The organism is Lujinxingia vulgaris (assembly GCF_007997005.1).
Taxonomy (GTDB): Bacteria; Myxococcota_A; Bradymonadia; order Bradymonadales; family Bradymonadaceae; genus Lujinxingia.
In genome coordinates this window covers 1-25,113 of sequence record NZ_VOSL01000051.1, presented here as the reverse complement: position 1 = coordinate 25,113, position 25,113 = coordinate 1, and the positions used below count along the sequence as shown (strand labels likewise).

Here is a 25,113-nt window from a genome sequence, read left to right as displayed (position 1 = left end):
CCCCGACCCCTGTGGCCCCCCCATGCAGATGCCCCCCCAAAAGCCACCGCCGCCGCGCAGGGGGGGATGCGAATGGGGGGTGTGGTGGCCTCAGGGGCCTCAAGACGCCATAGGAGCGCAAATTTTGCGTCAGATGCGCGCCGCGCCCCCCATGCCAATCCCCCCCTCGGTGGCCCGGGAGGGCGCGGGGGGGCATGTGGGTGGGGGGGAGGGGGGGTATGGGGGGCGATTACGCGCTGAGCAATTGCGCGCTCTCCAAAAATTTCGGGTCTTTGAGCAAGCGCAAGACCATGCGCGTGAACGCGCGCTGAGATTTCTCCGTATTGAGCACCTCAAGAGACAGCTTTTCGTGGTCCTTCATGGCGTCCAACACATTGTCTTTGACGCTTTTGGGGAAATCGGAGCTGCCGATAAGCTTCTCGTCGGAGTTGTTCTGCACCTGGGCCATCAGGTTTTCATCACGGCTCATGCGCGCGGCGATGCCGGTGAGGTATTGCAATTTATCCTCGTCGTTGACCTCGGCGCCGAAGAGCTCGTTGAGCGCCTCGATGATCTCGGAGATCCGTTTCTTCTTGGGGTCGCGCGCCTTGCCCGTGCCCACGTCGGAGCCCGGCTTGAGCGGTTCGCCATCGTGATCCCGCAGGCGTAGCTTCTGCTCGGCCCGTTTATTGAGACGGTAATGGGTCAGCCGAAGCTCGCCGATATCCACCTCCTCAAAGAGGCGGTCGATGCGCAAAAGCGGGTGCAGGTGGCGAGCAAAAACGCTCAATTGCTCCAGCTCGGGGTCCTCGTAGGGGATGATCTGCGACATGAATTCGTAGAGGCGCACAAAGCTCTGCAGGTTTTTCCGGAAGAGCTCCAGCCCGTCGAGCTCCTCGCCGGCGACTTTCAGGTCGTGCTCGGCCTGGTTGATGGCCACGCTGTCGCCGGCGGCCTGCGCGTCGCGCCGACGCGCCTTTGCCTGCTCCCGGGCGTCCCGGGCGGCGCTGTAGCGCTCGGCGAAGCGCGAGTGGGCGGGCTTGCAATAGTAGGCCAGTTTGGCGTTGGGGGTTTTGGGGTCAAAGAACGCCCGGGCGAAGGCCTCGACCTCCTGCCACTGGTAGATGCCCTCGTCGTTGAGCAGGTTTTGCAGATCAAAGACCTTCTGCGGGTCGGTCACGTCGCTGAGCTCGGCCTTCTTATAATAGGGCAAAAACGCCGCCAGGATGTCGGCCGCCTCGTTATAAAAGTCCAGGATGAAGGTCTGCTTGTCGTCGCCAAAGGTGCGGTTGAGGCGCGAGAGGGTCTGCACGCAGTCGACGCCCTGCAGCTTTTTGTCGACGTACATGGCGCAGAGCTTGGGCTGGTCGAAGCCGGTCTGAAATTTATTGGCCGCGATCATCACGTTGAAGTCCTGGGTGTCGAAGGCTTTGGCCAGATCGCGCCCGTTCAGCCCGGGGTTGAGCAGGCTGCTGGTCTCGGTGACCTCCTCGGGGATGACCGCGTCGGGGGCAACGCTGCCCGAGAACGCCACCATGGGGTGCACATCGTCGTAGCCCATATCCTGGACGTATTTGCGCATGGCGAGTTGGTAGCGCACGGCCTCCTGGCGGCTGCTGGTGACGACCATCGCCTTGGCCTGGCCGCCGAGCAGGTGGCGCACGTGGGCGCGGAAATGCTCGACGATGACCTCGACCTTTTGCCCGATATTATGCGGGTGCAGGCGCACCCATTTGGCCAATTTGAGCCGCGCCTTTTTGGAGTCGACCTCGTCGTCCTGCTCGCCATTGGGGTGCGCGATCCGCCAGGCCGTGCTGTAGGTGGTGTAGTTGACCAGCACGTCGAGAATAAAGCCCTCCTCGATGGCCTGGCGCATCGAGTAGAGGTGGAAGGGCTCGGGCGTATTACCCGGCCCGGGCGGCAGCGTCGGGTCCGGGAGGCGGCCAAAGAGCTCGAGGGTCTTGGCCTTGGGCGTGGCGGTAAAGGCGTAATAGCTGATGTGCTCGTTGGGCCCGCGCGCTTTTGCCGCGGCGGTGATCAGGTCCTCGGCGCTGAGCTCCTCGGCGTCGGCGCCCTCGCTGCCCAGCAACTGCTTGAGCTTGCCCGCCGAGAGGCCCGTCTGCGAGGAATGCGCCTCGTCGGCGATGACCGCGTAACGACCGCCGGCGAGCTGGGGGTATTTGTCCAGCGCGTCGTAGAGCGCGGGGAAGGTCTGGATGGTGACAATAATGATGCGCTTCTGCTCGAGCAGGGCATTGGCGAGCTGCTCGGATTTGCTCTTGCTGCTGATCTCGCGGTTGATCGGCTGAACCACCCCGGCGGCGTGCTCGAATTGGTCAATGGTCTTTTGCAGTTGGTCGTCGAGCACCGTGCGGTCGGTAATGACGATCACCGAATCAAAGAGGCGTTTTTCGCCGCTATCGTCGTAGAGGGACGCGAGCTGGTGGGCGGTCCAGGCGATGGAGTTCGACTTGCCCGAGCCGGCGCTATGCTGAACCAGATAGCGCTCGCCAACGCCCTTTTTGTGGGTGGTCTCGACCAGCCGATTGACCACCTCCCATTGGTGGTAGCGCGGGAAGATCATCGTCTCTTTGACGGTGCGCGTGCCGTCGAAATGCTCCTCCGTTTTTTGCTCCAGGTGCAGAAAACGGGCCAGAATCTTAAGCCAGGCGTCGGGCTGAAAGAGGCGCTCCCACAGGTAGGCGGTGGCGTATTGGGTGTCGTCGGCCGGGCGCGGGTTGCCCGCCCCGTCGTCCTCGCTGCCCTGATTAAAAGGCAAAAAGAAGGTGTCCTTGCCCTCGAGGCGGGTGGTCATGGCCACCTCGCTCTGACTCACCGCAAAATGCACCAGCGCGCCGCGCTTGAAGGTCAAAAGCGGCTCGTCCTTGCGGGTCAGCGGGTCTTTAGGCGGGCGGTCCTGTTTGTACTGGCGCTTGGCGTTCTCGATCGATTGTTTGAACTCGCTCTTGAGCTCGAGCGTGGCGGTGGGGATGCCGTTGACAAAGAGCACCAGATCGAGGCGGGGGTTGTACGCGTTGGCGCCGGTGCGCGCGTGCGGCGAGTAGGCGACCTCGGGCACCACGCGCAGGCGGTTGCACGCGTAGCGCCGCTGGCTCTCCGGGTTCATGGCGTGGTCGGGCTTAAAGCTGCAGGTCTCGACCCGCACCCCGGGCACCTTAAACCCCTGGCGCAGCACCTTGAGCGCCCCCTGTTGCGCCAGCTCCCGCACCAATTTTTGCACCAACACCGCCTCGGGCCCATTGGGGTTTAGCCTGGCGAATTTCTCCCAACGTTTGGGCCACGCTTCTTTAAAGTAGGCGAGGAAATCCTCGGTATAGAGCGCCGCCTCGCGGTCGTAGCCCTTAGGCGGGCCGGTCAGCCAACCCCGGGCGCACATGGCGTCGATGATATCCTGCTGGAAGGGGGCTTCTGTGCTTTTCGCCATGGGTACGACCTTTGGTGGGGACTGCGAAGGGGCTTCGTTCGCGAGAAAAGGGTTTATACGGCCTCGGCCTCTTCCACGTCATGCGTTTTGGAAGGGGTGGGCGGTTGCCAATCGCGCACGTCGATCTTGCCGGTGACGGCGGCGGAGATGAGGGCGGAGCGGCGTTCTTGGAGGAGTCGCACTCCATTCTTTGCTTCTGAGACTAACATATCAATTCGATCTGTTTCATTGTCGAGAAAGCGGGCGATTTGGGTTTGTTCTGCCTTTGGTGGAATTAGGGCAGGGATTTCTTTGACTGAGTCAATAGAAATACTTGCCTGATTAATCGCAGGCTTCGCTCGACTCTCTACTTCTTGACGAATGTTTTTTGATTTCAACAAGTAGTGCAGCCAATTGCTTGCAATGTTACGGTGAGGCTGTAACCGCAATAGGTTCATGCCATGCAAGAGTGGCTCGTTGTGATTGTAGATCGCAACATTGCCTACCATGGGGAGCGAGTTGATGTGTGAAAATAGTATGTCGCCTTTGTTTAGTATGAATTTGGGTATTGCTTCGGCGTGATCAATGTGGCCAACCTTGTTGAAGTTGATTTCACCAGTGGAAATTGTTTCAATTCGACTAACTGCAATAGTGGTGGTTGTTTCTTCAGTTTGATTAATGGTGGTTCCGTTACTTATTGATGAAACCAATCGTCTAAAACTGCCAATCCTCCAATGTGCCGGCACCTCCCCCAGCCACTCCACCCCGGAATCCTTCATCGGCACCGTCGGGTCCAGCCCTTTGGTGACGGCGTGGGAGATCACGGCCTGGCGCTTTTCCTGGAGCAATGCGATCAGGCGCTGCTGTTCTTCGATCAGCGCGTCGATGCGGGTGGTTTCGTGGTCGAGAAAGCGGACGATTTGGGTTTGTTCGTGGACTGGTGGGATGCTTAATGGGATGTTTTTCATGTCGGAAAAGTTTGTGCTCCACAAATCTGCAACAATACCTTTTCCCCAACGGTAATATTCCTCTTGAAATGACTCGCTTCGTAAAAGGTAATGTGCAAATTCTCCTGCGATGTTGAATGGTTTTAATACTGTGTATATTAAGGAAACGGAGCCATCCATCGTCGACAGTCCTGAAGAGCCTTTCCGATCCGAACGACTGTTGATTACAAAGTCACCTTGAACTACCTTCTTACGGTTGTCGCCATTCTGGGTTTTTGCAGCAGTTTCAAGCCGTGGGACAACACCATGTTGAGTTACTGATAATGGTTTGAAATCTTTATCACTAACTTTTTCGCGTCGGTCCTCAAAATAGTGTCCAAGACGTTTTATCTCCCAATGCTCTGGAACTTTGCCTAACCATCGCAACCCAGAATCTTTATACGCTGGATATTTAGAATAACTCATGCCGACAACTCCTCGATCATCTGCTTGATCCGGTCCGTACAGGCCTTCAAATCCCGGTCAATCTCCTCAAGCGGGCGCGGCGGCTCAAACACATAAAAATGGCGGTTAAAGGGGATCTCAAAACCGACGATGCCGACCTCGCCGTCGAACTCATCGCGTTTGTCTTCGTCGATCCAGGCGTCGGGGACGTGGGGTTTTACCTCGCGTTCAAAATAGTCGTAGACCGACTCGCCGAGGGGGACGTTCTCGTAGTCGCGCAGGGAGGTGTCGGCCTCGATATCGCCTTTGTATTTGCCGCTGGGGACGAGGCAGATATCGGCGTCGGGGTCCTGCTCGCTCAGGGCGCTGAGGACGGCGCGGCGCTCGGGGGCGCGCAGCTCGATACCGTGGGCCTTCAGGGCCTTTTTAAGCGCCTTTTTGAAGCGGGGGCGGCTCAAGTAGCGCTCGTCGGGGTCGAGGGTCTGCAGGGCCTGCATAAGCTCGGCGCGGTCGTCCTCGTCCATCTTTTCGATCATGCGCTCTTCGGGTACGCGGGCGAGGCGTTCGGGGCTGGCCTGGAAGTTCAGGCGCAGCGGGCGCTCGACGGTGATGCGGCGGTAGCCGAAGGCGTCGTTGGAAAAGATTTTGCTGGTTGGGGTCTCCTCAAAACGCCCGTAGAGGCGCACGATCTGGTCGATCTGCTCCTCGGTGATGTAGTGGCGTTTGCTGCCCAGCGATTTGCGCATTTTGGCGAACTCGGCGCTGGCGTCGATGAGCTGGACCTTGCCCCGGCGATCGGCGGCCTTTTTGTTGGACAGAATCCATACATAGGTGGCGATGCCGGTGTTGTAGAACATGTCGGTGGGCAGGGCGATAATGGCCTCGACCAGGTCGTTCTGCAGCAGATAGCGCCGAATCTCGGACTCGCCAGACCCCGCGCCCCCGGTGAAGAGCGGCGAGCCGTTGAGGATGATACCGATGCGCGATCCACCGTCCTGCGGGTCGCGCATTTTGCTGACCAGGTGCATCAAAAAAAGCAGCGAGCCGTCGGAGACCCGCGGTAGGCCGGGGCCAAAACGCCCGTTGAAGCCGCGCTCTTTATGCTCGCGGGTGATTTGCTTTTTGACCTTCTTCCATTCGACGCCAAAGGGCGGGTTGCTCAGCATGAAGTCGAATTTGGTGCCGGCGAGTTGGTCGTCGGAGAGGGTGTTGCCGAGCTTGATCTGCGAGACCTCTTTGCCCTTGATGAGCATATCGGCCTTACAGATCGCGTAGGACTCGGGGTTGAGCTCCTGGCCAAAGAGCGAGACCGTGACCTGGCGGGTCATGGATTCGATGTATTCGTCGCCCTCCGACAAAAAGCCGCCGGTGCCCGCGGTGGGGTCGTAGATGGTGACGATCTTGTGGGGGGCGAGCTTTTCGTCCTGGCCGGTGAGCACCAGCGAGGTGGTGAGGTGGACGATATCTCGCGGGGTAAAGTGCTCCCCGGCGGTCTCGTTGGAGCTCTCGGCGAATTTTCGGATCAGCTCCTCGAAGATGATGCCCATGCCGAAATTGCTGATGTGCTTCGGGCTCAGGTCGGTGGCGGCAAAACGTTGCACCACCATATAGAGCAGGTTGGCGTTCTGGAGCTGTTGCACGAAATTCTCGAACTCGAAATGCTCGAAGATTTCGCGCGCGTCGCTGCTAAACGACTGCACATAGCTCATCAGATCCGCGGCGGTCTGGGTGTCCGAGAGCGTGGCCAGCGTGAGCGGCGAGGCGTTGAAGAATTGCAGGTCCCCGGCGGCGCGCAGCAGCAGCATTTCGCGCACCGCGTCCGGCTTTGTTTGATGGGCCGCGGCCGCGCTCAAGACCGCTTCTTTGGTGGGCTCGAGCACGCATTCCATACGCCTCAGGAGCGTGAAGGGCAGGATGATGCGGCCGTATTGCGATTGCTTAAAATCGCCGCGTAAGAGGTCGGCGACGGACCATAAGAACGCGGCGGTTTGAGAGTGGTTTTCGGTATTCACGCGGGTACTCCTGCTATGAACCACCTCGCCAGTTTGACCGAGCGAGGGATGTGGACTGCATCAAGCAAAGCGGCGCCTCAAGCCGGTAAAAACAAGCGAAGCGACCCTTACATGGGGGGGATGATAGGTAAGACGAAGGTTATGGAAGGGTCAAGGCGAAGCCGCCACCCCGTCAACGCGCCGCGCTCAGCTCCGGGAGCACCCAATCAAAATGGGTGAGCCCCCGGGGCTCTTTTGCCAGGTCCACCTTCGGGTCGATAAAGCGGGTGGAGGGCCGCCCGTTGAGGGAGAGATGGGCGTCGGCAAAGACCTGCGGCTCGGCGACCCCGCGGCTGCGAAAATCCTCGGCGATGTGGTGGGCGAGCTGCAGGATCATGTCGGGGCTGCCCGTGGCGAGCTGGAGCTGGCGGTCGTTGAGGAAGGTGCGGGGGTAGACCACCCAGCGGCGCTCGCTGTTGGCGTCGCGGACGTTGAATTTCAAAAAGCCGCTCTTCTCGATGAGCATCACCCGCCAGGAGAAGCGCCAGCCCTCCTGGTTCCAGAGCACGTTGCCCGGGTAGAGCAGGTGGCGCATGGGCAGAGCGAGCTGTACCGCCACGTAGAGGGCCAGCGCCGCCGTGCCAATCTGGCGAAGCAGGGGTGAGCGAGCCGGCAGATGCTCGGGGAGCTCGGGGGCCTGGTAGGGCACTTTTTTGAACTTCGCCCAGAGCCGGCGCGGCCAGTCCGGATCAAAGAAGATCGGCGTGAGCGCGATCATGATCAGCGGAAAGAGTCCGATGTTAAACAAGAGCCCCGTGGCGACATGGAAGACCACCACGGTCAGGTAGGCCCCCAGCCGGGTGGGGCGCCAGAGGAGAAAGACCACGATCGTCAGGTCGAAGAGGCACCCGGCGATGCTCATCGCCTGCCCCAGCCAGGGCAGATCGAAGAGGTGGCCCACCAGCGGAAAATCGGTGCGGGCGGCCAGCCAGATCGTCATCGGCTCGCCATGCACGAGCCAGTCTTTTTCGAGCTTGGCGATGCCCGCAAAGACGTACACGCAGCCCAGCTGAAAACGCACGATCCACACACACCAGGCCGGCATCCAGTCGCGGCGCAGCTCCGGTTTTCGCCGCACATCGAGCGAGTAGGCCCGGTGCAGGGGCATGAAAATCATCAGCAGGGCGACGAGGCTGACGAAATAATAATGGTTTAAATACGCGGTCTTATCGATCAGCTCCACATACGTGAACATCACAAAGACCAGCGTGATGCTCGCCCTGTAAAAAAGCCCGGCCGCGACACACAGGCCCAACACGCCCATCAGGGCGTAGTGGACGTGCATGCCGATGCCGGGCCAGGGTTTCACCCAGTCAAACCCCCAGTAGGTGAAATGGTACTCGGGGGTGACATAGAGCTCGGTGACCCAGCCGTAACCCAGATAGCGGGTCGCGCCGATGAAGATGGCGATGCCAAAGGCGGCGCGGAAAAACGCCAGCGCGGAGGCCGGGACCGGAGCGAAGAGGGCGCGCATTTAGTCGTTATCGCCTTCCACGGTCGTGGGGTTGATGCCCAGGAGCGTGGAGACTTCACCGCTGAGGGCCTGGTTGAGCTGATCGACGGCGTCGATGGCGGCCTGCACCGCGTCGGCGTCGTTGACGACCGTCTCGGCCAGGGGCGCGTTGAGGGCTTCGAGCGCGCTGCGGGCCGCCGCGATGCGCTCGCGCACGGTCTGGTCGACGTTGCCGGCGGCCTGGCGGAACTGCACGTAGTCGCTCAGCCCCATCGCCTCGTCGGTGCCGAGGTAGAGGCGCTCCACGCCTTCAAAGGCCCAGAGCGCGTGGTCGACAGACGTGTTGGAGTAGGGGGCTTCGACCTCTTCGGGTTTCGGCGCGCCCTCATTGCCCATCAGGGGGACACCGAGCTTCATCTCGGAGATCTGCACCAGGGCGAAGAGCATCGTGCCGGTGACGGCCGTGAACGCGTCCTGCTCGGAGGGGAAGGCGTCGGAAGAGCCCGCCTCCACAAACTGTGTCAGGTAGCCATCGCCCTCGGGCGACCAGCGGTTGTGGTACTCGGCCACGATGCCCGCGGCGTGGTCGGTGACGGCCAGCAGGTACTCGCAGCGCTTCTCGGGCAGGTACGCCGCGTCGGTGTAGGCGGCCAGGGTGTCGGCGGCGCCTTCGGGGGCGCCAAAGAGCAGGTAGCCCGCCGCCGGGTAGCCATAGACGCGATCGCGGTAGTCGAGGCTGGTGAGGTAGGCCTCATCGATGGTCGCCTCGGTGTCGAGCGCCGCCTCGATGTTTTCACCGCGGCCGGGCCACTTGTCGACGTTCATCGACATCTGCACCCGGGGCACGCGCGCCGGCCCAAAGGAGAAGGACTCCGAGCGCTTCAGCGGCGCTTTGACGGCGAGCCAGGCGTCGCGCGCGGCCTCCAGCGTGGTGGCGTCGGGGGCGTCGCAGAAGGTCTGCGCGGCCGTGTCCAGCTCCTGCGAGGCGGCGTGAAGCGCGTCGACCGTGGGCATGATCACGCCCGTGCCCATGCCCTCGATGACCGCGCCGCGGTCGAACTCGGCTTCGTCCTCGCCACAGCCCACGACGAGGGCCATGCCCGCCAGGGCCGCGGCGGAAAAAGCGGTGATGTTGCGAAGCGTCGTGCGATTCAGTGCGTCCATCGAAGTCCTCCAAAGATGTGTCGAGGCAAGCCGGGCTGAATGCCCCGTGGCGAGCGTGAAGCGATGTAGGTTTGATCCAGCAGGTTCTTGGCGACGGCGTAGACCGTCAGGTTCAAAGGCTCAAAGGTGTAGGAGACCTGAGCGCCCAGGAGAAAGCGCGGGTCGATCACCCCGCGAAGCCCGTCGGTGGAGGGCTCCTCGGACTCGACCTTGTCGGTGTACTGCGCGCCGACGTAGTTGGCGTCGGCCTGCACGGTGAGGCCCGAGGGGTGCACCAGGCCCACGCGGGCGGCCACCTGATGCTCGGGGGCATAGGGGAGCGTCTGGCCTAATAGCGCGCCGCTCCAGCCCTCACCGAACTCGCTGTGCACGTAGGTGTAGTTGGCCATCACCGGGATGCCGAAGCTCAGGCCCAGCGCGCGGCCCGCATCCAGGCTCACGCTGGCCTCCGCCCCGATATGGGTCGACTCGCCGCCGTTGACCACGCCCTCGGCCACCGCGCCGCCGGCCTCGTTGGGGGCGACGACCTGGTTCTGGAAGTCGAGCAAAAACGCGGCCAGCTCGGCCGAGAGCCAGGTGTTGGCCCGCAGGCGCGCGCCCAGCTCGTAGTTCCAGGAGGACTCGGCCTCCAGGGTGATGGAGTCGCCGTCGGTGGTCACCGCGTCTTTGGTGCGGGGCGGGGCCCAGCCTCGGTGCGCGCCGGCAAAGAGGATCAGCGGGCGAGCCACCTCAAAGGAGACGCCCACGCCCGGCAGCAGCGCCATGATGTGGTTGGGGTTCTCCGGCGCCGGGTTGAGATCGGTGGGTGCGGTGCCGCCACCTTCTTGCTCCACCGGGCGGCGGTAGAAGATCTGGTTCGTCCACAGGCTCTCCAGGCGCGCGCCCGGGGAGACGATGAGGCGCTCGTCGAGCAGCATGAAGCGGTTGAGGGCGTAGGCGGCCAGCGCGTAGCCCAGGCGCTCCTGATCGGTGGAGATCACGCCCGAGGAGGAGGCGGCGTGCTCACCGTTGATGCGCTCCTCATCGGTCTGCTCGTAGTGAAAACGCACGCCGGTCTGCAGCTCGCTGGTCAGCGCGCCGGCGCTCCAGGCCAGGGTGAGGCGAGGCTCGACGCCGGCCACGTTGAACTCCCGGTTGCGGTTGCCGGAGGAGTCGCGAAAGAAGATCGTCGAGCCGTCTTCGGGCGCGCTGGCGCTGCCGGTGATGTCGCGGCCCTGACCGTCGATGATGCGCTCGTAGTCGAAGCCGCGGTCGGTGCGGTCGAAGTCCTGGCGGCGCCAGTTGCGCGCAATATTATGCGCGTAGAAACGCGTCTCCAGGATGGCGCTCTCGCCCAGAAACGCCGCGTGGGTGAGCGCGGCGGCGTAGCGGCGCAGCGTGAACTGGTCGTTCTCGGCGAAGTTAAAATCGGGGTTGGTTTCGTACTGCGGCGTCGTCAGCCCCAGGTAGGTCGAGGCCGAGGTCTCGTCGTAGATGCCCAGGCTGAAGGTCAACGCCTGGTTGTCGGCCGGGTTGCCGGAGAGCTTCAGGTTAAAGTCGCTGCGCACCAGGTTGAGGTTGCGCGGGCCGGTAAAGCGCTGGTGCATGCCGCTGACCAGGTAGCCAAAACCCTCGTGGGTGTCGCCGACCGAGAAGCGCCCGGAGCCAAAGCCGTAGGTGCCGCCCGAGAGGTCGGCCGTCATCGAAAATTCGTCGGGGGTCTGTGGCGTGATGTAGTTGATCACCCCGCCGATGGTCTGCGGCCCGAAGAGGATTGAGCCCGAGCCTTTGACCACCTCAATGCGTTCCATGTTTTCAATCGGCGGCGCGTAATACATCTCCGGCTCGCCATAGGGGGCAAGCGAGATGGGCACGCCGTCCTGGAGCATCAGGACCTTGCGACTGCGGTTGGGGTTCAGGCCCCGGATGCCGATGTTCTGACGCAGGCCCATGCCCTCCTCATCCTGCACCGCCACGCCGGGGACCATCTGCAGGGCCTCGTTGGCGTTTAAGGGGCGCTGGCGCTCGAGCTCTTCGCGGGTGATGACCTCGGCGCTGCCGGGCACCGCCTCCAGATCGTCGGGGGCTTCACCGACCACGTTGATGGCCGCGGCGCGGGCGCGCTGGCGGGTCACCTCGGTGGACGTTGCCTCGGAGGGGGTGTTGGATTCTTCAGCGTTTTCGCGACTTTGCGACGCCTCGGGCTGAGCATCGCTCGCCGATGTGTCGGGAACGGCGTCGGTCGATTGAGCCAGCGCGGAGGTGGGCAGCGCCAGCGCCAGAAGAAGCAGGGAGGGGGAGAGCAGGTGGGGGATACGACGCATCAGACATCCCGGGGAAGGGCAGAGAACAACGAAGGGGGCCAACCCACGGTCAAAACGATGTGGGGTGGCGGGCCGCCTGCAAAGGCTCGGCCCGCCACCCCGCCGGATTATTCGAGGGTTTCCAGAATGTCCAGCATGGCGTTGCGCAGCGCGGCGGTGTCGATGGTGGTGCTGCCGTCACGGATCTCGGTCAGGCCGGTGTAGAAGTAGTTGGCGTCATCGCGCTCGACCATGCCGTCGGGGTAGAGGCCGTCGAGCACGGCCTGGGCCGCGTCGGCGTCGACGCTCTCGGCGTAGGGGGCCAGGGCGTCCCAGATGACGCGGGCTTCGATGATTTTGATGTCGGCGTTTTCTTCGGTGAGTACGTCGACTTCGTGCAGGGCGTAGTGGCCCAGGGCCGAGAGCATCAGGCGGTCGATGTTGGCCATCGCCGCGTCGTACTCCGCGTCTTCGCCGAGCACGTCGTCGTTGCTCGCGGTGCCGTTGGCCAGCGCGTAGCGGGCTTCAATGAAGGAGTTGAAGATCGGCGTGACCAGGGTCAGGCCGTACTCCGCCTCACGGGCCACGGCGTTGTTGGCCAGGGGGGCCGCGTCGCGCGGGGTGCCGTCGAAGTTCAGACCAAAGTAGCCGTAGGCCTCGTCGAAGTTCTTGCGCTTCTTGAGGTAAAGCTCGTGGTAGACCGAGTAGTAGAAGAAGACCTGCAGGCCCTTATCGATGACCTGACCGGCCCAGGCGACATCCGCCTCGGTGGCACCGGCGGCGCCCATCGCGATCGCGTTGGTGATTTGACCGTCCCAGAACTCGCCGACGTTTTCGTGGCCCCAGCCCTCGGTGTCGAGGTGATCGTCGGTGCGACCGGCGACCTTAGCGTTGAGGTCGTAGGCTTCATAGAGATCTTCGATCTGCCCGTAGACCTCCGCGGCGTTTTCGGTGGTGGCCGTCTTGCGCAGGGTCACGATCTCGGCGTGCGACTCCAGCCGGGCGAGCTGGTTGGTCATGTTCTGTTCGTCAAAAGGACGAAACTCCGAGTAGTCGATCGCCTCGGTGTTGGGCTCTTCGGTGTCCGTGGCTTCACCGCAACCGGTCGAAACCATCAGGAGGGCGGCCATGGCGGAGAGGATCCAGTGGAACTTACGTCGCTTGAGCATGCGTACAACCTGTCGTTGGTGTGGGGATGAAAATGAAATTGATTTTCATAAACGCGCTGAAACGCGGGGGATAGGTAAAAGAAGTCGACAGGGTTGGCAAGCAAAAAGGGGAAGAAACCCGCGCCGATAGCGCCGGGAGGCCGCAGGACGGGGCGGATCAAGGATGAGGCAGGTTGTCGCATGCGCGAGCGCCAAACCTCGTGCGCTCCCGGGAGGGTCGGCGCAGCAGGCGGAAGGTCAATCGTCGATCACAAAGGCACCACGCATCTGAGCGTGGTTGGTCACCGCGCAGCGGTAGCCGCTCAGTGAGGGGACGCCGTCATCGTCGGGATCGCCGAGCAGCGCGCCGGCGAGGGTAAAGCGCATGATGGGACCCTCATCGACCCAGGCGACCTGCGGGTCGGACTCGGGGGCGGGGTCGAGGCCGCGCCCCTGGCTGGCGAGGAGCACGTCGTCGCGGCGTTGCGCGGCCAGATCGAGGAGATCGAAGGGGTGAACGTTGATGCTCTGGTTGTTGATCGCGTAGCGCCAGCCGCGCTTCAGCGTCACGGTGGGGTTCCAGGCCTGCGTGTCGCTGATGGCGTCGGTGAACTCGGCGGGCTCGGCGCTCTCAAAGAGGTAGGCGTTGGGGCCGAGTGTGGTCATTTCAAAACGCACCGCCGGGGCCGGGTCGGCCGGGTCGGCGTGGGTGGCCTCGAAGGTGAGGTCGAGCGGCGCGCCGCCGGCGTCGGTCTGAAGCGTGTCGACGCTCACGTCGAGCGCACCGTCCTCATCGACGTCTTCAAAGAGGCGGGCCTGCAGCGTCTCGCCAGGGGTGGGGATGGGGCGGTTTAAGGTCAGCGCACGATCGTCAACCAGCCCGGGTGTCAGCGGCGCGACGGCGATCGCGACCTCGTCGGCGTCGAAGATGGCGAGGAGTGCGGGGCGCTCGCTGCTCACCGAGGCGATGGTGACGCGGGTGGAGAACTCCAGGGTCTGGTCGACGACGGTGAGCCCGGCGGTGGGGATGCGCGCCTCAACCACCGCGGTGATGGGTTGGCCCTCGGCGTCAAGCGCGGGAGGATCGTCGGGCGCCTCAGCGTCGGCATCGTAGTCAAAGACGCCATCTTCCGGGGCGTCGCGGTGCAGCCGGGCCAGCAGCCACTCCCCGTCCTCAAGCTCGCGCGAGAGGCTCACCATCACATCCTGCGACCCGCCAGCGTCGACCGCCTCGCTGCCCAGCAGCTCGCCAGCGCTGCCCGGATCGTCGGGGCTGGCGAGCGCGTAGATCGCCACCCACCCGGGCCGGGCAGCGAGCACCTCGGCGATGCGCACCTCGTCGCGCGCCTCGGTGAGCACCTGACGCTCCGCGCGCAGAAGCTCCTCGGGCTCGAGGTCGGCGTCGGTGCCCGCGTCGACATCGGTGTCGTGCTGGGGGGCTGGCGAGTCGCCTTCAGGGCTCCCACAGGCGGTGAGGGCGACCAGGAGCGAGAGCGCGATAGAGGGCAGGCGACAGGGCATGAGCAACTCCGACAACAAAGGGCAACAGGGCCGACCGAGGGTCGTGCAAGACCCGGTATTTATGCGGGTTATCGTGGCTTTTCCAGGTTGATGATAGGACGACGGTGTGCCGTACTGCGAGCGCGAGGTTGCGGCGTGATCATGGTGCGCAACCCGCGGCGTTGGCGCCAAAAGAGCGTCGCACGCTCGCCAGATGATTGAAAATCATGGGAGCCCGACCTACCGTCTTCGGGCGACTTTCGACCCCGGGGCCCCTGACGGCCATCTTTCACGCACAGGGTGTATACGTATGAGCAAGGATATTCAGGCGGCCCTTATCACCGAGATTGGCGAGATGATCGCCGGCGATGATTATCTGCAGGCCCAGGAGTGGCAGGGGTTGGGCCTGGTCGTGACGATTCAAGACGGCACCCGGCGGATGACGGGCTTTCGTTATCTGGAGGATGGCAGCTTCGAGGCCGACACGCCTGATAACGGCGGAGACGTGATGCGCAAGCTCCGGGAGCTCAAACATGCCATGATCGCCAATGGCGACGGCGCGTTTGTGCAATGCCTGATTCACCTGACTCGCCCGGACTATGAGCTGCGCCTGCAGTTTGAGTTTGACGACCCGACGCGCTGGAAGCCGAAAAAGATCAGCATGGATATGAGCGAGTTTGCGGATCTCTTGCGGCCGGAGTGAGGTTTTTAAACTGAGGGCCGGACATCGGCCACCAGGCTCGACCGGGCGTTGCGGCTTCACGATAAAAAAGTCGCCCTTCGATGCGATCGTTCCGGGACATGTGATGGATTGGGATACAATCGAACTTGTGGTGAACCTCTCCATTGTTCCCCTTGTCGTTCTGGGGGCCTATCTCGAACGTCGCCACCGGGCGAAGAGCGCTTCGGCCTGGCAGGAGGTCGCCGACCACTGCAGCCTGCACTTTCTGGATCGGGGCGCGGCCGATCAGGAGCTGGAGGGAAGCTACCGCGGCTACCAGCTGCGAGTGAGCTCGGAGATGTTCTCGGTGAAGTCGGGGCGCTCCACGCACACCTACTACGTCACCACCCTTGCGGTGAACGCGCTGGTGGCGAGCGTCGGCGAGGTGCGCATCGATCCGCGCGCGCCCTATGCGCACGAGACCGGCGACTGGAAAGCGACCACAAAGAGTTTTGCCGCCGCCTTTCGTCAAAATGACGCTGCGCTGACCGGCTGGCTTGCCGACGACCCGGATCTTCGCCACGCCTTTGAGCGGGTGCAGGCCGCCGGTGACAACCTGGAGCTTCGCGCAGGCCAGCTCCGACGAAGCCGCCAGAGCCTCTTCGCGTCCTATGGCGATCTCCTGGCGTTTATCAACACCACCATCGAGTTGGCTGCAAAGATCGACGCGCGGGCGAGGCGCTTTCCCGAGGCCGAAGGCGCAGCGAGTGCTGGTGATGGCGAGGCCGGTGAGGTGGCGAGTGAGCACGCCTCGAGCGACGCGTTGTGGTGAGTCGGACCGGGCTGTGGCCTGACCGTGGGTCGCGCAAGATTGTTGATTCATGCGGGTGTGACGAGGCTCGGGGCTCACACAACACCTTTCGTTTCAAACCCTCGCCGCACAAAAAACTCGCCGCGCCCCGGCAGCTGCGCTATCCGTGTGGCGGGTTACCCCCGATGCCGACAACAGCTGTTTTTTGACGACGAGGCGCCGCTCGGGCCGCACGCTCGCCAGGGCCTGTCCCGCGCCGCTGAGCCTCGCGATGGGAGATGGATCATGATCAAGAAGATTGCGCTGGGATTTACCGCTCTTGTGGTGGTGCTGGTGGTGGTGATTGCGCTGCAACCCTCCGAGTTTCGTGTGGAGCGCACACAGACCATAGAGGCGCCCGCGCCGGTGGTGTTCGCTCAGATCAACGACTTTCGAAACTGGGAGGACTGGTCGCCCTGGGCACAGCTCGATGAGAGCATGGAGGTGACCTACGAGGGCGCCGAGACTGGCGAGGGCGCCATCTACACCTGGCAGGGCAACGACGACGTGGGCCAGGGGCGCATGACCATTCTCGAGAGCACTCCGCCCGAAGAGGTGGTGATCAAGCTGGAGTTCATCAAACCCTTTGAGTCCACCAACACCACCCGTTTTGTGCTCAAGCCGGCCGGGGAGGCCACCGAGGTGAGCTGGATCATAGCGGGCGATAAGAACTTCATCTCCAAAGCCTTCGGGCTCGTTTTTGATATGGATGCGGCCATCGGCGCGGACTTCGAGAAAGGCCTGACGGCGATGAACACCGCCGCGCAGGCGGCCGCCGCCGAGGAGGCCGCGCCCGCCGAGGCTGCGGATCCGACCGAAGTCGAAGTTCCCGCCGACGAGGCCGAAGGTGGCGAAGCGGCCGGCGACGCCGACGAGGCCGCACCCGCCGAAGGCGCTGGCGAGTAAGCGACGGCGCATGCCCCGGGGTCACCTGGTGGATGTATGCGGGTGTGACGGGTCGGTGGCGCGTGCCATCGGCTCGAGACATCCAGCGCAACACACGCACGCCGCACAGACCTCCGAGGTCTGTGCGGCGCGTTTATGCCGGCCTCAACGCGGTGGTCCGGCCAGCTCGTAGAGCTCTGCGCGAGCCATGTGGGGGGCGGTGAGGGGGCCTGCGTGGGTTGAAAGGCCGGCAGGGTCAGTACGCGCAGTAAATCGCCAGATACGTCTCGACGTTGGTACGGTCGCCGACGTCGTCGAAATGCCCCCAGCTCAGAGCGCTAATCCCTCCCAGATTTGCCAGCGTGGGGAGCGAGGTCATGACCCCCTCCTCCAGCATAATCGGGTCGTGTCGCGAGGTGCCGTCAAGGGCGAACCCCTGGAGCACAAGAGCGTCGCTGTCACGCCAACTCAGCGCGATGGAGCTTCCCGTCCAGGCGGCGCTGATGTGGTAGATGTTTGTGTCGGTCACGGTCAGTTCCGTGTCGACCAGAACATCTTCGGCCTCGTCGTCGAGTGTGGTCAGAGTCAGTGAGCGCCCCGAAGCGATGCTCACGATCACGTAGTGGTCGCCGGTCCAGAGGAGCCGGGGCTCCAGCGACGGCGATGCGCCGATGGTTCTGGGGGAGGGGTCAAGCGGGGAAGCCGCCGCGTCGAAACGCTGGAAGTAGGTCTCGCGGGCAGAGCCTGTTGAATCGATGGCCTCGCGCCAGACCACCGCAGCATGATCGTCAGCCCAGACCATATGGGGGCTGCTATCGGGGCCGTGGGTATTGAGTGTGCGCACCTCGGTGCTCAACTCGCCATCAGGGCTAAGCGACGCCAGACGATGGCGCCAACTCGAAGCATCGGAAAGGGAGCCTTCGCTCCAGGAGGCAAGCCATCCCTGATCTGTGGCGATAAGAGCGGGAGACTCGATGAACGTACCATCGCTCAGGGTGTGTGCCTGGCCTATGGGCGCTCCCTGGTCATCAAAACGCTCAAAGATCAGCCTTCGTAGGTCAGGGTCCGCAGTCTCTTCGAGGCGTAGAAGTCCGAAACTCGCTTCGTCGGCAGCCAGAGCATCGGGAGTGATCACATCGTGGAAGGGCGTGTCGGTAAGGGCGACATCGCCGCCGAGCTTGTGCCCTCGGTGGTCAAAGCGTCCCATATAGAGATCGACCTCCTGGCCATGGGCATCGCGATCATCGGCCCAGACGACCGCGTAGGTCGAGCCCAGTGCGGCGATGGCATAGGAGGCGTCGGTGTAGGTACCCGGCGTGTCCGACAGCACATTGGGGTTGCTCAGGCCCTGCGCCTCACAGAGGGACTCGACGCACTCTCCATCGATCTCGACGCGTCCTTCATCGCAGAGGCAGGAGATCGTCTCATCGACAACCTCGCAGCGTGTGCGCCCCTCCTCGGTACAGGAGTCGTGTTGGCAGGTCTGGGGTGGGTCGGTGTCGGGTTCGTCGTCTACGTCAGGGGTGTCATCAGTGTCGGGCTCGTCTGCGTCGGGGCCGGTGTCGCTGAGGTCGGTGTCACTCCGATCGGTGTCGGGCTCCTGCGGGTTGGAGGTGTCGGGGGCATCGGAGCAGGCCGAGGCCAGGAGCGCGAAGACGAGCAGCGTGGACCAGGAACGTCGAAACTTCATGGGCATCTCCAGAAAATTGAGGGTCGTGCATCCATTGAGCAAACAACCGAGAGCGTGCCGATGAGCCGCATAAAACAACGGGTTGGTGCACGTTGAGAGGCTGACTCCCGGCACGATTCGGTGTCGGGGGTGCCTTTTATGCAGAGAGCGTGCCGGTGCTGTGGAGAGGGGGGGCAGCTACACCAAAACAAATACGGAGGGTCCGCTCCACGTGACGGGCTCGACGCGGGTTGATCAACTCAGGCGAGGGCGGTCGCCTTCTCGACCATCTCGGCGCTGCGCAGCCCGCGGGCTTCGACAAGCAGCTCACGAAGCGGGAAGGGGAGCATATCTTCGACGTGGGCCAGGGGCGCATGACCATTCTCGAGAGCACTCCGCCCGAAGAGGTGGTGATCAAGCTGGAATTCATCAAACCCTTTGAGTCCACCAACACCACCCGTTTTGTGCTCAAACCGGCCGGGGAGACCTCCGAGGTGAGCTGGATCTTGGAGGGAGAAAACAACTTCATCTCCAAAGCCTTCGGGCTCTTTTTTGATATGGATGCGGCCATCGGCGCGGACTTCGAGAAAGGCCTGACGGCGATGAACACCGCCGCGCAGGCGGCCGCCGCGGCCGCGCCCGCGCCCGCCGAGGCAGCTGCGCCCGCCGAGGCTGCGGATCCGACTGAAGTCGAAGCTCCCGCCGACGAGGCCGAAGGTGGCGAAGCGGCCGACGATGCCGCACCCGCTGAGGGCGCTGGCGAGTGAACGAAGGCGCAGGACCCGGGGTCGCATGAAGTCCTTGATTCATGCGGGTGAGACGGGTCTGTTGTAGAGGGCGCCATCCGATTGAGACATCCAGCGCAACACACGCACGCCGCACAGACCTCCGAGGTCTGTGCGGCGTGTTTATACCAGCTTTAGTGTGGTGGTCCGGCCAGCCCGTAGAGCTCTGCGAGAGGCATGTGGGGGCGCGGGCCGGGCGTCGACGTCGTACAGAGACTTCGCTACGCTCAACGAGGCGATGCGCTTACGAGGGCACCTGCACAACGAGGAGAGATGCGATGCGATCAAAGATGATGCGAGCGATGTTGGCCGTGGGGGTGATGATCTTTATGGCGAGCAACGCGGTGATGCTCGGGCTGATGTGGGGCATCTATTTTGACGAGATCATCACGGAGGTAGACCAGGAGCATGTGATTGTGCTCACCCGGGATGTCGCCGCGGGTGAGCGCCTGGGGCCCACCAACTCGGTGCTTGCGCACCTGCCGGTGGGGGCGATTCCCGAGCACGCGGTGCGCTCCAAAGAGGTGATCTTTCACCAGCACGCCGTCCTGCACCACGAGGGGCGCGCCGGTCAGATTCTCACCTACGATGTGCTGGTGGAGCGGCCGGTGTGGCGCTCGGAGAATCGCCAGAGCCTGGAGCGGATGCTCGGTCGCTGAAGTAGCGTTTGGGCGCGTCAATAAAGGGCTCAGGCGCGACTCCGGGTCGGGGCAGTGAGGCTAAACAAGGACGCTTCGCGGGTATTCGATGAGCGCAATGATAAGCGGGCTGGCGGCGGTGTTGGTCGTGATACTGGGGCTAGTGGGACACCGCGTTTATGTGCGTGAGCGCAGGTGTCAGGTTCCCCTCGACGATCAGCGCTGGATCTTGGATGGGCTGGACTATCTTCTACGCCATCTGGGTGGGACGGAGGCCTTGCGAGCGCGTGCGCCTTTTGAGCTCCCTGTCGAGTTTGATGGGGGGCAGGGGGCGCTGTCTGCGGAGCAGGCCGCGGAGCTCTTCTCGTTGGTGAAGACGCAGATGGGTATCGCCCACTGGCCCTGCACGCTCTTGCGCGAGGCGTCGGTCTTTGAGGCGAATCCGGCCCTGGCCCGGGCACAGGCGGTCTATTACGCCGATGACGAAGATGTGATCATCAACTATCGTCCCGAGGCCGAAGACGATCCACGCGAGCTGGTGTGCATCTTCGCCCACGAGCTCAGCCACTACATCCTTGATCAGATTGAGGAGGAGGGGCCCGGTGGCGAAGCGCGCGACGAGGAGCTCACCGACCTCTGTGCCATCCTCACCGGTTTTGGGGCCTACACCTCCGACGCCGCCCTGCGCCCGGTGGTCGACGACGGCACTCGCCTGCGCGATGTCTTGCGCAACCCGAGAGAGATACGTTTGAGCAAGCTGGCGTATATGTCCCAGTCGGCGATGGCGTTTGCGCTGGCCGTAGTAGCGGGTCTGCGAAATGACCGAAAGGCGGCGTACCGACGTCTGGAGATTGCACCTCGGGTGGAGTTCTGGCGCGCGACCCATCAGATCTACGCGCATTGGTTGGACGAGATCGAAAGGTTGATGGAGATTGACGCGTACGATGTACGTGAGCAGCAGGTCGTGCTCAAGAGGCAGCCGCCGGGACGCGCGGCGCCGGAGGCGCCGAAGAAAAAACGTCGGCGTCGACGCCGGCCGCTGCGGTCACAGCCGGAGCGCTGAGGAGGGCCGTCGGGGGCCGATGCGGGGCTCGCGCGATACCGGCGCGGACCCCCGAGAAGAGCGCACGAATCAAGGAGGAGATGCGACCTACGGTCAGCGCGTCAGTGCTCAGTGCGGCGCGACGCGTTCAGGCGGTCGCCTTCTCGACCATCTCGGCGCTACGCAGCCCGCGGGCTTCGACAAGCAGCTCATGAAGCGGGAAGGGGAGCATATCTTCAAAGATCTGGCCGGCGATGAGCCACTCGCTCATCAGCTGGGCGCGGCTGTTCAGCCCGAGCTTCTGGTAGATGCGCGAGACGTACTGGTGGGCCGAGCGCGGGGTGAGCCCCATCACCTCGGCGATCTCGCGCTCGGTCAGCGAGTCGAGCAAAAGCTCGTAACACTCCCGCTCCCGCGGGGTCAGCGGGGCCTGATGGGAGAGCAGCCCGTGGCTGATGAGCAGGCGCACAAGGTAAGGCCCGCAGCGCTCCATATAGCGCGCCAGGGCCAGGCGGTCGTCGTGGTTGAAGAGGGGTTGGCCGATGGCCCGGTCGACGCCGATGACGACCTCAACGGTCTCGCTGAAGGGGAGCGCGCCGATGATGCGGTCGCACGACCCCAGCATCGCCATCATCTCGCCGGTGGGGGTCTCCTCCCAGCGTTGCTCGCCAATGAGGTCGGCGCGAAGCAGCACGCGAAAGACGCCGGCGGAGCGCGCGATGGTCACCGAGGAGGGTACACCGTTGAGGGGCGCTCGGGTGCGCATCCACCCCTGGATGCGGGCCTGATGCTCGGGCGTTGTCCCGGTGGCGTAGTTTTGGATGGGCGTCCAGCCCTGGATGGGCTCGGCCTTTAAGTTTCGCGGCAGCACCCGGTCGCGGGTGATGATCAGCAAAAACGCGCGGTGCCCGGCCAGCGCATGGGTGGCCTGCGCGGCGATGCTCCGGGCCATCTGATCCGGATGGTGCTGAGGAGCGCTTGCGAGCGTGCTGAGCGCGTCGCTGAGTCGTTGCCAGTAGCGCGGCATGAGGGCTCAAAGCAAAGGCTCTTTGGCGAGGAAACGACCTCAGAGCGGAGGCGTGAAGGGGGACTTCGAGCCTTGATTTTTGGGGGTGGGAGGCCGGGGTGTCAAGCGAGCGGGCGCAGAAGTTGCGCCCGCTCCGAGCGTATCAACGCGAACCCAGGTGGTTATCCACCGTCGGCGGCACCACCTCGCCGCGGGCCTGGAGGTTGAGGGCCTCGGGGTGGCGGCGGTAGTGCGCGCGCACGATGTTGGCCAGCTGCGCGCGGGTGGCGTTATCGACCGGGGCGGGGTGGGCCTCAGGCAGCGCGTCGGCCAGCGCCTCCACGAGCTCCTGTTGCGGTGCGGGGACCTTTGAGGCCCAGCTGCGTAAGAGCTCCCGATCGACGGCGGCGGGCAATGAGCCCATGATGCCCACATCGTTCTGGTCGTGGACGAGAAGTCCGCTGGTGGTGCCGCGATCGAGGGTGAGCACCTGAAAAAGATAGAGGGTGTGGTAGTCGAGCTGGCGGCGGCGCTCGTCGTCGGTGGGAGCCGGCGCGCCTTCGAGGCTCTCTTCGAGCAGCGCGCCGTAGGTGGCGATCACGGCCTCGCCATAGGCGCGGGCCAGGCGAAGATCGGCGTCGAAGTCGCCGCTGGAGTAGCCCTCCAGATAGAAGTGCGCCACCCCGCGGGTGCGCTTGAGCGCGGGGATGTAGAAGTAGCGCTCGCCCTGGGCCTTGCCCTCCTCAAAAAGATCGACGTTGACGCCGCGCAGCGCGCTCAAAAAGCGCGAGGTCTGCGCGTCATCAGGGTGCGAGGGGTTTAAGTCGGCCATGATGCGCCAGGTGCCCGGGCCGCCTTTGAGTTCGGTCCAGCTGATGTGCATATGCATCGAGCTGGCGCGTGGGTGGGCCGGATGCACGATGGTGGAGAGCGCGGTGGCCGAGCCCAGGCGCTTCTCGGGCAGATCGTCGTAATGCACACAGGAGACGTTGACCGAGGCGCGGTTAAAGGTGGGGGTGTCGGCGGTGGCCAGACGCGTGCCGCCGCCGTGAACGCCCCCGTCGCGCAGCCAGGAGATGGGCTTAAACGTCGGCTCATCGTCGTTGGGCGCCGCGGCGACCAGGCGCGCGGCCAGTTGGGATTGCAGAGCTTCGACGAGCTGCAGGGCGCGGGCGGCGCGGGGCGAATCCGGGGTTGTGCGTGCGGTCGAGGTCATGAGGGCTCAGGGGCAAAAGGTTCAGGCAGAGCGCGCCGGATCGCATCGTCGGCCGATCGCGGCACGGGCATCGATTGAGGGTGTCAGGCCGCCCGTGTCGGGCGACCTATTAGAAGACGACGCCCACCATAAGATCCACCCAGATCTGGAGAAGTTCGTTGTTTTGTCGCAGGTCGATCAGGGCCACCGGCGACCCATAGTCGCGGTTGGACGCGGAGTCGGTAGAATAGATGTTGAGCGAGGGGCCGGCGATCAACGCGAATCGTTGTGCAAATCGCCAGCCCAGGGGGGCGCGCACATGGACGTGTGTCCCAGACGAGGCCGTGCTGAGGTCTGCAAACATGACCACCGCTTCGATATCGGCGAAGTAAGGGCGATCGTCAAAGGGCAGGTGCAACCCGGCGCCCAGCCCGATAGAGCCCGAGTTGCCAAAGAAGGCCGTGCCGCTTTGGAAGATGTAGCGCAGCCGGCGACCGCCCATGCTCAATCCCGTGTAGAGATGGCCGGGCAGCGCGTAGTAGCCAAACAACCTCGGGGGGTAATCCGTAGAAATGTTCACCAGTCCCACCGGCCAGTTGGCGTCTTTGGAGATGTTGACCACCCCGACCTGGGTGCCTTCGATGCTGCCGGCAATGTTGACGATTCCGACCTGGGCGCCGTGCTGGCTGTCGCTGACGTTGACCGCGGCGACCTGCGCCCCCTCGATGCGTCGGGAGTAGTTGAAGGCTGAGGCGATCTGGGCGCCCTCAAACTCGCCATCGTTCCAGCTGGCCATCAGGCCTATCTGAGCGCCGGAGCCGCGGCTTGCGGTGTGGTTGATGAGGCCGATCTGCGCGCCATCGGCGCGCTCATGGCTGCCGATGAGGTTCAGCGTCAGCGGGGCGCCGGGCGGCCCCATGCTGATGCCCGGGAAGAGCCCCAGGCGCAGCGCGCCGGGGGGCTCAAGCTGCGGGCGAGGCAGGGGGGGCAGCGTCGACGCGGAGGTGGGCTGTGAGGCTGCGGCCTCGGCGACCTCGCGGGTGCGCATCGCCGAGAGGTTGGCCAGGGATGCGGCGCTGCGGGCGGTCCGGCGCGCGGCTTCCTGGTTGAAAAGGTCATCGAGGGCGGCGTCGGCGCGTGCTTCACCAAGGCTTTGAACACGCGCGACGATCTCCAGCGCGCGCTCTTCGCCCAGGGTGCGAGCCTCATCGCTGTGGGCCTGGCGCGCGGCGGTGATTACCCAGGCCAGGCGGCTGGCGGCCTCCCGGATCGCCTCGGGGTCGGCCTGGGGGCCCAGCTGCGCGCGGTGCTCCAGGCTGGGGGTGCGCAAAATCACCACGCAGCGATCGCTTCCCTCCGGTACCCAGAAGAGGCGCCAGCGCGCCGGCGAGCTCGCTGCGGAGGTGGTGTCGTCGGAGACGTCGAGCTCGGGGAGGCGCAACGCGAGCTCGGCGCGCAGCTCGTCGGCGGCGTTTTTGTCGGCGCAGGCCGAGACGGTCTGCAGCTCGAGGCGCTCCGCCGCCGGCGTCTCCTGCGCTACAGCGGAGCGGAGGAGGGGGGCCGCAAGGAGCGCGAGGGTGAAGGTGAGGGTGCTGGCGAGCCTTGCGCGCACTCAGCGCCCCCCGCAGTGGGGGCTCTGCGCGCGGCGATCGCCCAGGAGCCGGCAGAGCTCATTGATGGCGATAGGCGCGGCCATATCGTCGGGCCAGGTGTTGGCAAAGTAGGTCAGGTGGTTTATGGCGCGGCGCTCGTCGCCCAGCTGACGGTAGTAGAGCAGCGCCAGGTCCAGGCGCACCGTGGCCGCGGCCCGGTCGCGGGGGCCGAGCACCTCCAGCAGATCTTCGTAGCGATCGGCGGCTTCAGAAAAGTTGCGGCGGCGCATGGCTTCTTCGGCCTCCAGGCGCAGGATGGCCGGACCGGGGGCGCGGGTTTTGGCCTGGCGCGCGGGGGCGGCGCCGGTGCTGCGGGCCGATGCGGCGCCCGGATCGGC

The 25,113-nt window shown here is 64.0% G+C and carries 19 protein-coding genes; 6 read left to right on the top strand and 13 right to left on the bottom strand.

Annotation, left to right across the window (positions count from 1 at the left end; all coding sequences use genetic code 11):
• Positions 1–229: 229 nt before the first annotated feature.
• From FRC96_RS11350 to FRC96_RS11315, 8 genes are all read right to left on the bottom strand, one after another.
• A complete protein-coding gene (locus FRC96_RS11350) occupies positions 230–3,424 on the bottom strand; it encodes a type I restriction endonuclease subunit R (protein WP_146974612.1) in 3,195 nt (1,064 codons plus the stop codon).
• Positions 3,425–3,477: 53 nt separating this feature from the next.
• Positions 3,478–4,815, bottom strand: a complete 1,338-nt coding sequence (locus FRC96_RS11345; RefSeq protein ID WP_146974611.1) for a restriction endonuclease subunit S — start codon at positions 4,813–4,815, stop codon at positions 3,478–3,480.
• Positions 4,812–6,806, bottom strand: a complete 1,995-nt coding sequence (locus tag FRC96_RS11340; protein WP_146974610.1) for a type I restriction-modification system subunit M — start codon at positions 6,804–6,806, stop codon at positions 4,812–4,814. The genes FRC96_RS11345 and FRC96_RS11340 overlap by 4 nt, the downstream gene beginning before the upstream one ends.
• Positions 6,807–6,978: 172 nt before the next feature.
• Positions 6,979–8,319, bottom strand: a complete 1,341-nt coding sequence (locus FRC96_RS11335) for an HTTM domain-containing protein (RefSeq protein ID WP_146974609.1) — start codon at positions 8,317–8,319, stop codon at positions 6,979–6,981.
• The gene (locus tag FRC96_RS11330; protein WP_146974608.1) at positions 8,320–9,462 is read right to left on the bottom strand and encodes an imelysin family protein; all 1,143 of its coding nucleotides are present in this window, start codon (positions 9,460–9,462) and stop codon (positions 8,320–8,322) included. It lies immediately after the preceding gene.
• A complete protein-coding gene (locus tag FRC96_RS11325) occupies positions 9,450–11,765 on the bottom strand; it encodes a TonB-dependent receptor family protein (RefSeq protein ID WP_146974607.1) in 2,316 nt (771 codons plus the stop codon). Before FRC96_RS11325 ends, FRC96_RS11330 begins: the two co-directional genes overlap by 13 nt.
• A 107-nt stretch (positions 11,766–11,872) precedes the next feature.
• The gene (locus FRC96_RS11320; protein WP_146974606.1) at positions 11,873–12,913 is read right to left on the bottom strand and encodes a hypothetical protein; all 1,041 of its coding nucleotides are present in this window, start codon (positions 12,911–12,913) and stop codon (positions 11,873–11,875) included.
• 237 nt (positions 12,914–13,150) lie between these two features.
• A complete protein-coding gene (locus FRC96_RS11315) occupies positions 13,151–14,413 on the bottom strand; it encodes a DUF7282 domain-containing protein (RefSeq protein WP_146974605.1) in 1,263 nt (420 codons plus the stop codon).
• Between the two features lie 289 nt (positions 14,414–14,702).
• Between FRC96_RS11315 and FRC96_RS11310 the strand changes: the two genes are divergently transcribed.
• From FRC96_RS11310 to FRC96_RS11300, 3 genes are all read left to right on the top strand, one after another.
• On the top strand, positions 14,703–15,095 hold the full coding sequence (locus FRC96_RS11310) for a hypothetical protein (RefSeq protein WP_146974604.1): 393 nt from the start codon (positions 14,703–14,705) through the stop codon (positions 15,093–15,095).
• A gap of 103 nt (positions 15,096–15,198) precedes the next feature.
• On the top strand, positions 15,199–15,885 hold the full coding sequence (locus tag FRC96_RS11305) for a hypothetical protein (protein WP_146974603.1): 687 nt from the start codon (positions 15,199–15,201) through the stop codon (positions 15,883–15,885).
• Between the two features lie 264 nt (positions 15,886–16,149).
• Positions 16,150–16,809, top strand: a complete 660-nt coding sequence (locus tag FRC96_RS11300; RefSeq protein ID WP_146974602.1) for an SRPBCC family protein — start codon at positions 16,150–16,152, stop codon at positions 16,807–16,809.
• Positions 16,810–17,044: 235 nt separating this feature from the next.
• Here FRC96_RS11300 and FRC96_RS11295 read toward each other — a convergent pair whose 3' ends face one another.
• A complete protein-coding gene (locus FRC96_RS11295; RefSeq protein ID WP_146974601.1) occupies positions 17,045–18,478 on the bottom strand; it encodes a hypothetical protein in 1,434 nt (477 codons plus the stop codon).
• Between the two features lie 230 nt (positions 18,479–18,708).
• Here FRC96_RS11295 and FRC96_RS11290 point away from each other — a divergent pair, with 230 nt between their 5' ends.
• From FRC96_RS11290 to FRC96_RS11280, 3 genes are all read left to right on the top strand, one after another.
• Positions 18,709–19,224, top strand: a complete 516-nt coding sequence (locus tag FRC96_RS11290; protein ID WP_230470160.1) for an SRPBCC family protein — start codon at positions 18,709–18,711, stop codon at positions 19,222–19,224.
• 296 nt (positions 19,225–19,520) lie between these two features.
• Positions 19,521–19,901, top strand: a complete 381-nt coding sequence (locus FRC96_RS11285) for a hypothetical protein (protein WP_146974600.1) — start codon at positions 19,521–19,523, stop codon at positions 19,899–19,901.
• A gap of 88 nt (positions 19,902–19,989) precedes the next feature.
• Entirely contained in the window at positions 19,990–20,943 is a 954-nt protein-coding gene (locus FRC96_RS11280; protein WP_146974599.1) for a hypothetical protein, read from the top strand.
• Between the two features lie 127 nt (positions 20,944–21,070).
• Here FRC96_RS11280 and FRC96_RS11275 read toward each other — a convergent pair whose 3' ends face one another.
• The 4 genes from FRC96_RS11275 to FRC96_RS22085 form a co-directional block, all read right to left on the bottom strand.
• Positions 21,071–21,949: a helix-turn-helix transcriptional regulator gene (locus FRC96_RS11275; RefSeq protein ID WP_146974598.1), complete on the bottom strand. Its 879-nt coding sequence runs from the start codon at positions 21,947–21,949 to the stop codon at positions 21,071–21,073.
• Between the two features lie 142 nt (positions 21,950–22,091).
• Complete coding sequence (locus FRC96_RS11270; RefSeq protein WP_146974597.1) at positions 22,092–23,144, bottom strand: coproporphyrinogen III oxidase; 1,053 nt, start codon at positions 23,142–23,144, stop codon at positions 22,092–22,094.
• 109 nt (positions 23,145–23,253) lie between these two features.
• Positions 23,254–24,735 (bottom strand): LA_2272 family surface repeat-containing protein, encoded by a 1,482-nt coding sequence (locus FRC96_RS11265; RefSeq protein ID WP_146974596.1) that lies wholly within the window; start codon positions 24,733–24,735, stop codon positions 23,254–23,256.
• Positions 24,736–25,113, bottom strand: a 378-nt coding sequence (locus tag FRC96_RS22085; RefSeq protein WP_230470159.1) for a tetratricopeptide repeat protein, incomplete at its 5' end; no start/stop codon positions are given.

What these genes read in the sequence shown, in the direction of transcription:
- FRC96_RS11350 (WP_146974612.1), bottom strand. Translation starts at nt 3,424, where the DNA reads ATGGCGAAAAGCACAGAAGCCCCCTTCCAGCAGGATATCATCGACGCC.
- FRC96_RS11345 (WP_146974611.1), bottom strand. Translation starts at nt 4,815, where the DNA reads ATGAGTTATTCTAAATATCCAGCGTATAAAGATTCTGGGTTGCGATGG.
- FRC96_RS11335 (WP_146974609.1), bottom strand. Translation starts at nt 8,319, where the DNA reads ATGCGCGCCCTCTTCGCTCCGGTCCCGGCCTCCGCGCTGGCGTTTTTC.
- FRC96_RS11330 (WP_146974608.1), bottom strand. Translation starts at nt 9,462, where the DNA reads ATGGACGCACTGAATCGCACGACGCTTCGCAACATCACCGCTTTTTCC.
- FRC96_RS11325 (WP_146974607.1), bottom strand. Translation starts at nt 11,765, where the DNA reads ATGCGTCGTATCCCCCACCTGCTCTCCCCCTCCCTGCTTCTTCTGGCG.
- FRC96_RS11320 (WP_146974606.1), bottom strand. Translation starts at nt 12,913, where the DNA reads ATGCTCAAGCGACGTAAGTTCCACTGGATCCTCTCCGCCATGGCCGCC.
- FRC96_RS11315 (WP_146974605.1), bottom strand. Translation starts at nt 14,413, where the DNA reads ATGCCCTGTCGCCTGCCCTCTATCGCGCTCTCGCTCCTGGTCGCCCTC.
- FRC96_RS11310 (WP_146974604.1), top strand. Translation starts at nt 14,703, where the DNA reads ATGAGCAAGGATATTCAGGCGGCCCTTATCACCGAGATTGGCGAGATG.
- FRC96_RS11305 (WP_146974603.1), top strand. Translation starts at nt 15,199, where the DNA reads ATGGATTGGGATACAATCGAACTTGTGGTGAACCTCTCCATTGTTCCC.
- FRC96_RS11300 (WP_146974602.1), top strand. Translation starts at nt 16,150, where the DNA reads ATGATCAAGAAGATTGCGCTGGGATTTACCGCTCTTGTGGTGGTGCTG.
- FRC96_RS11295 (WP_146974601.1), bottom strand. Translation starts at nt 18,478, where the DNA reads ATGAAGTTTCGACGTTCCTGGTCCACGCTGCTCGTCTTCGCGCTCCTG.
- FRC96_RS11285 (WP_146974600.1), top strand. Translation starts at nt 19,521, where the DNA reads ATGCGATCAAAGATGATGCGAGCGATGTTGGCCGTGGGGGTGATGATC.
- FRC96_RS11280 (WP_146974599.1), top strand. Translation starts at nt 19,990, where the DNA reads ATGAGCGCAATGATAAGCGGGCTGGCGGCGGTGTTGGTCGTGATACTG.
- FRC96_RS11275 (WP_146974598.1), bottom strand. Translation starts at nt 21,949, where the DNA reads ATGCCGCGCTACTGGCAACGACTCAGCGACGCGCTCAGCACGCTCGCA.
- FRC96_RS11270 (WP_146974597.1), bottom strand. Translation starts at nt 23,144, where the DNA reads ATGACCTCGACCGCACGCACAACCCCGGATTCGCCCCGCGCCGCCCGC.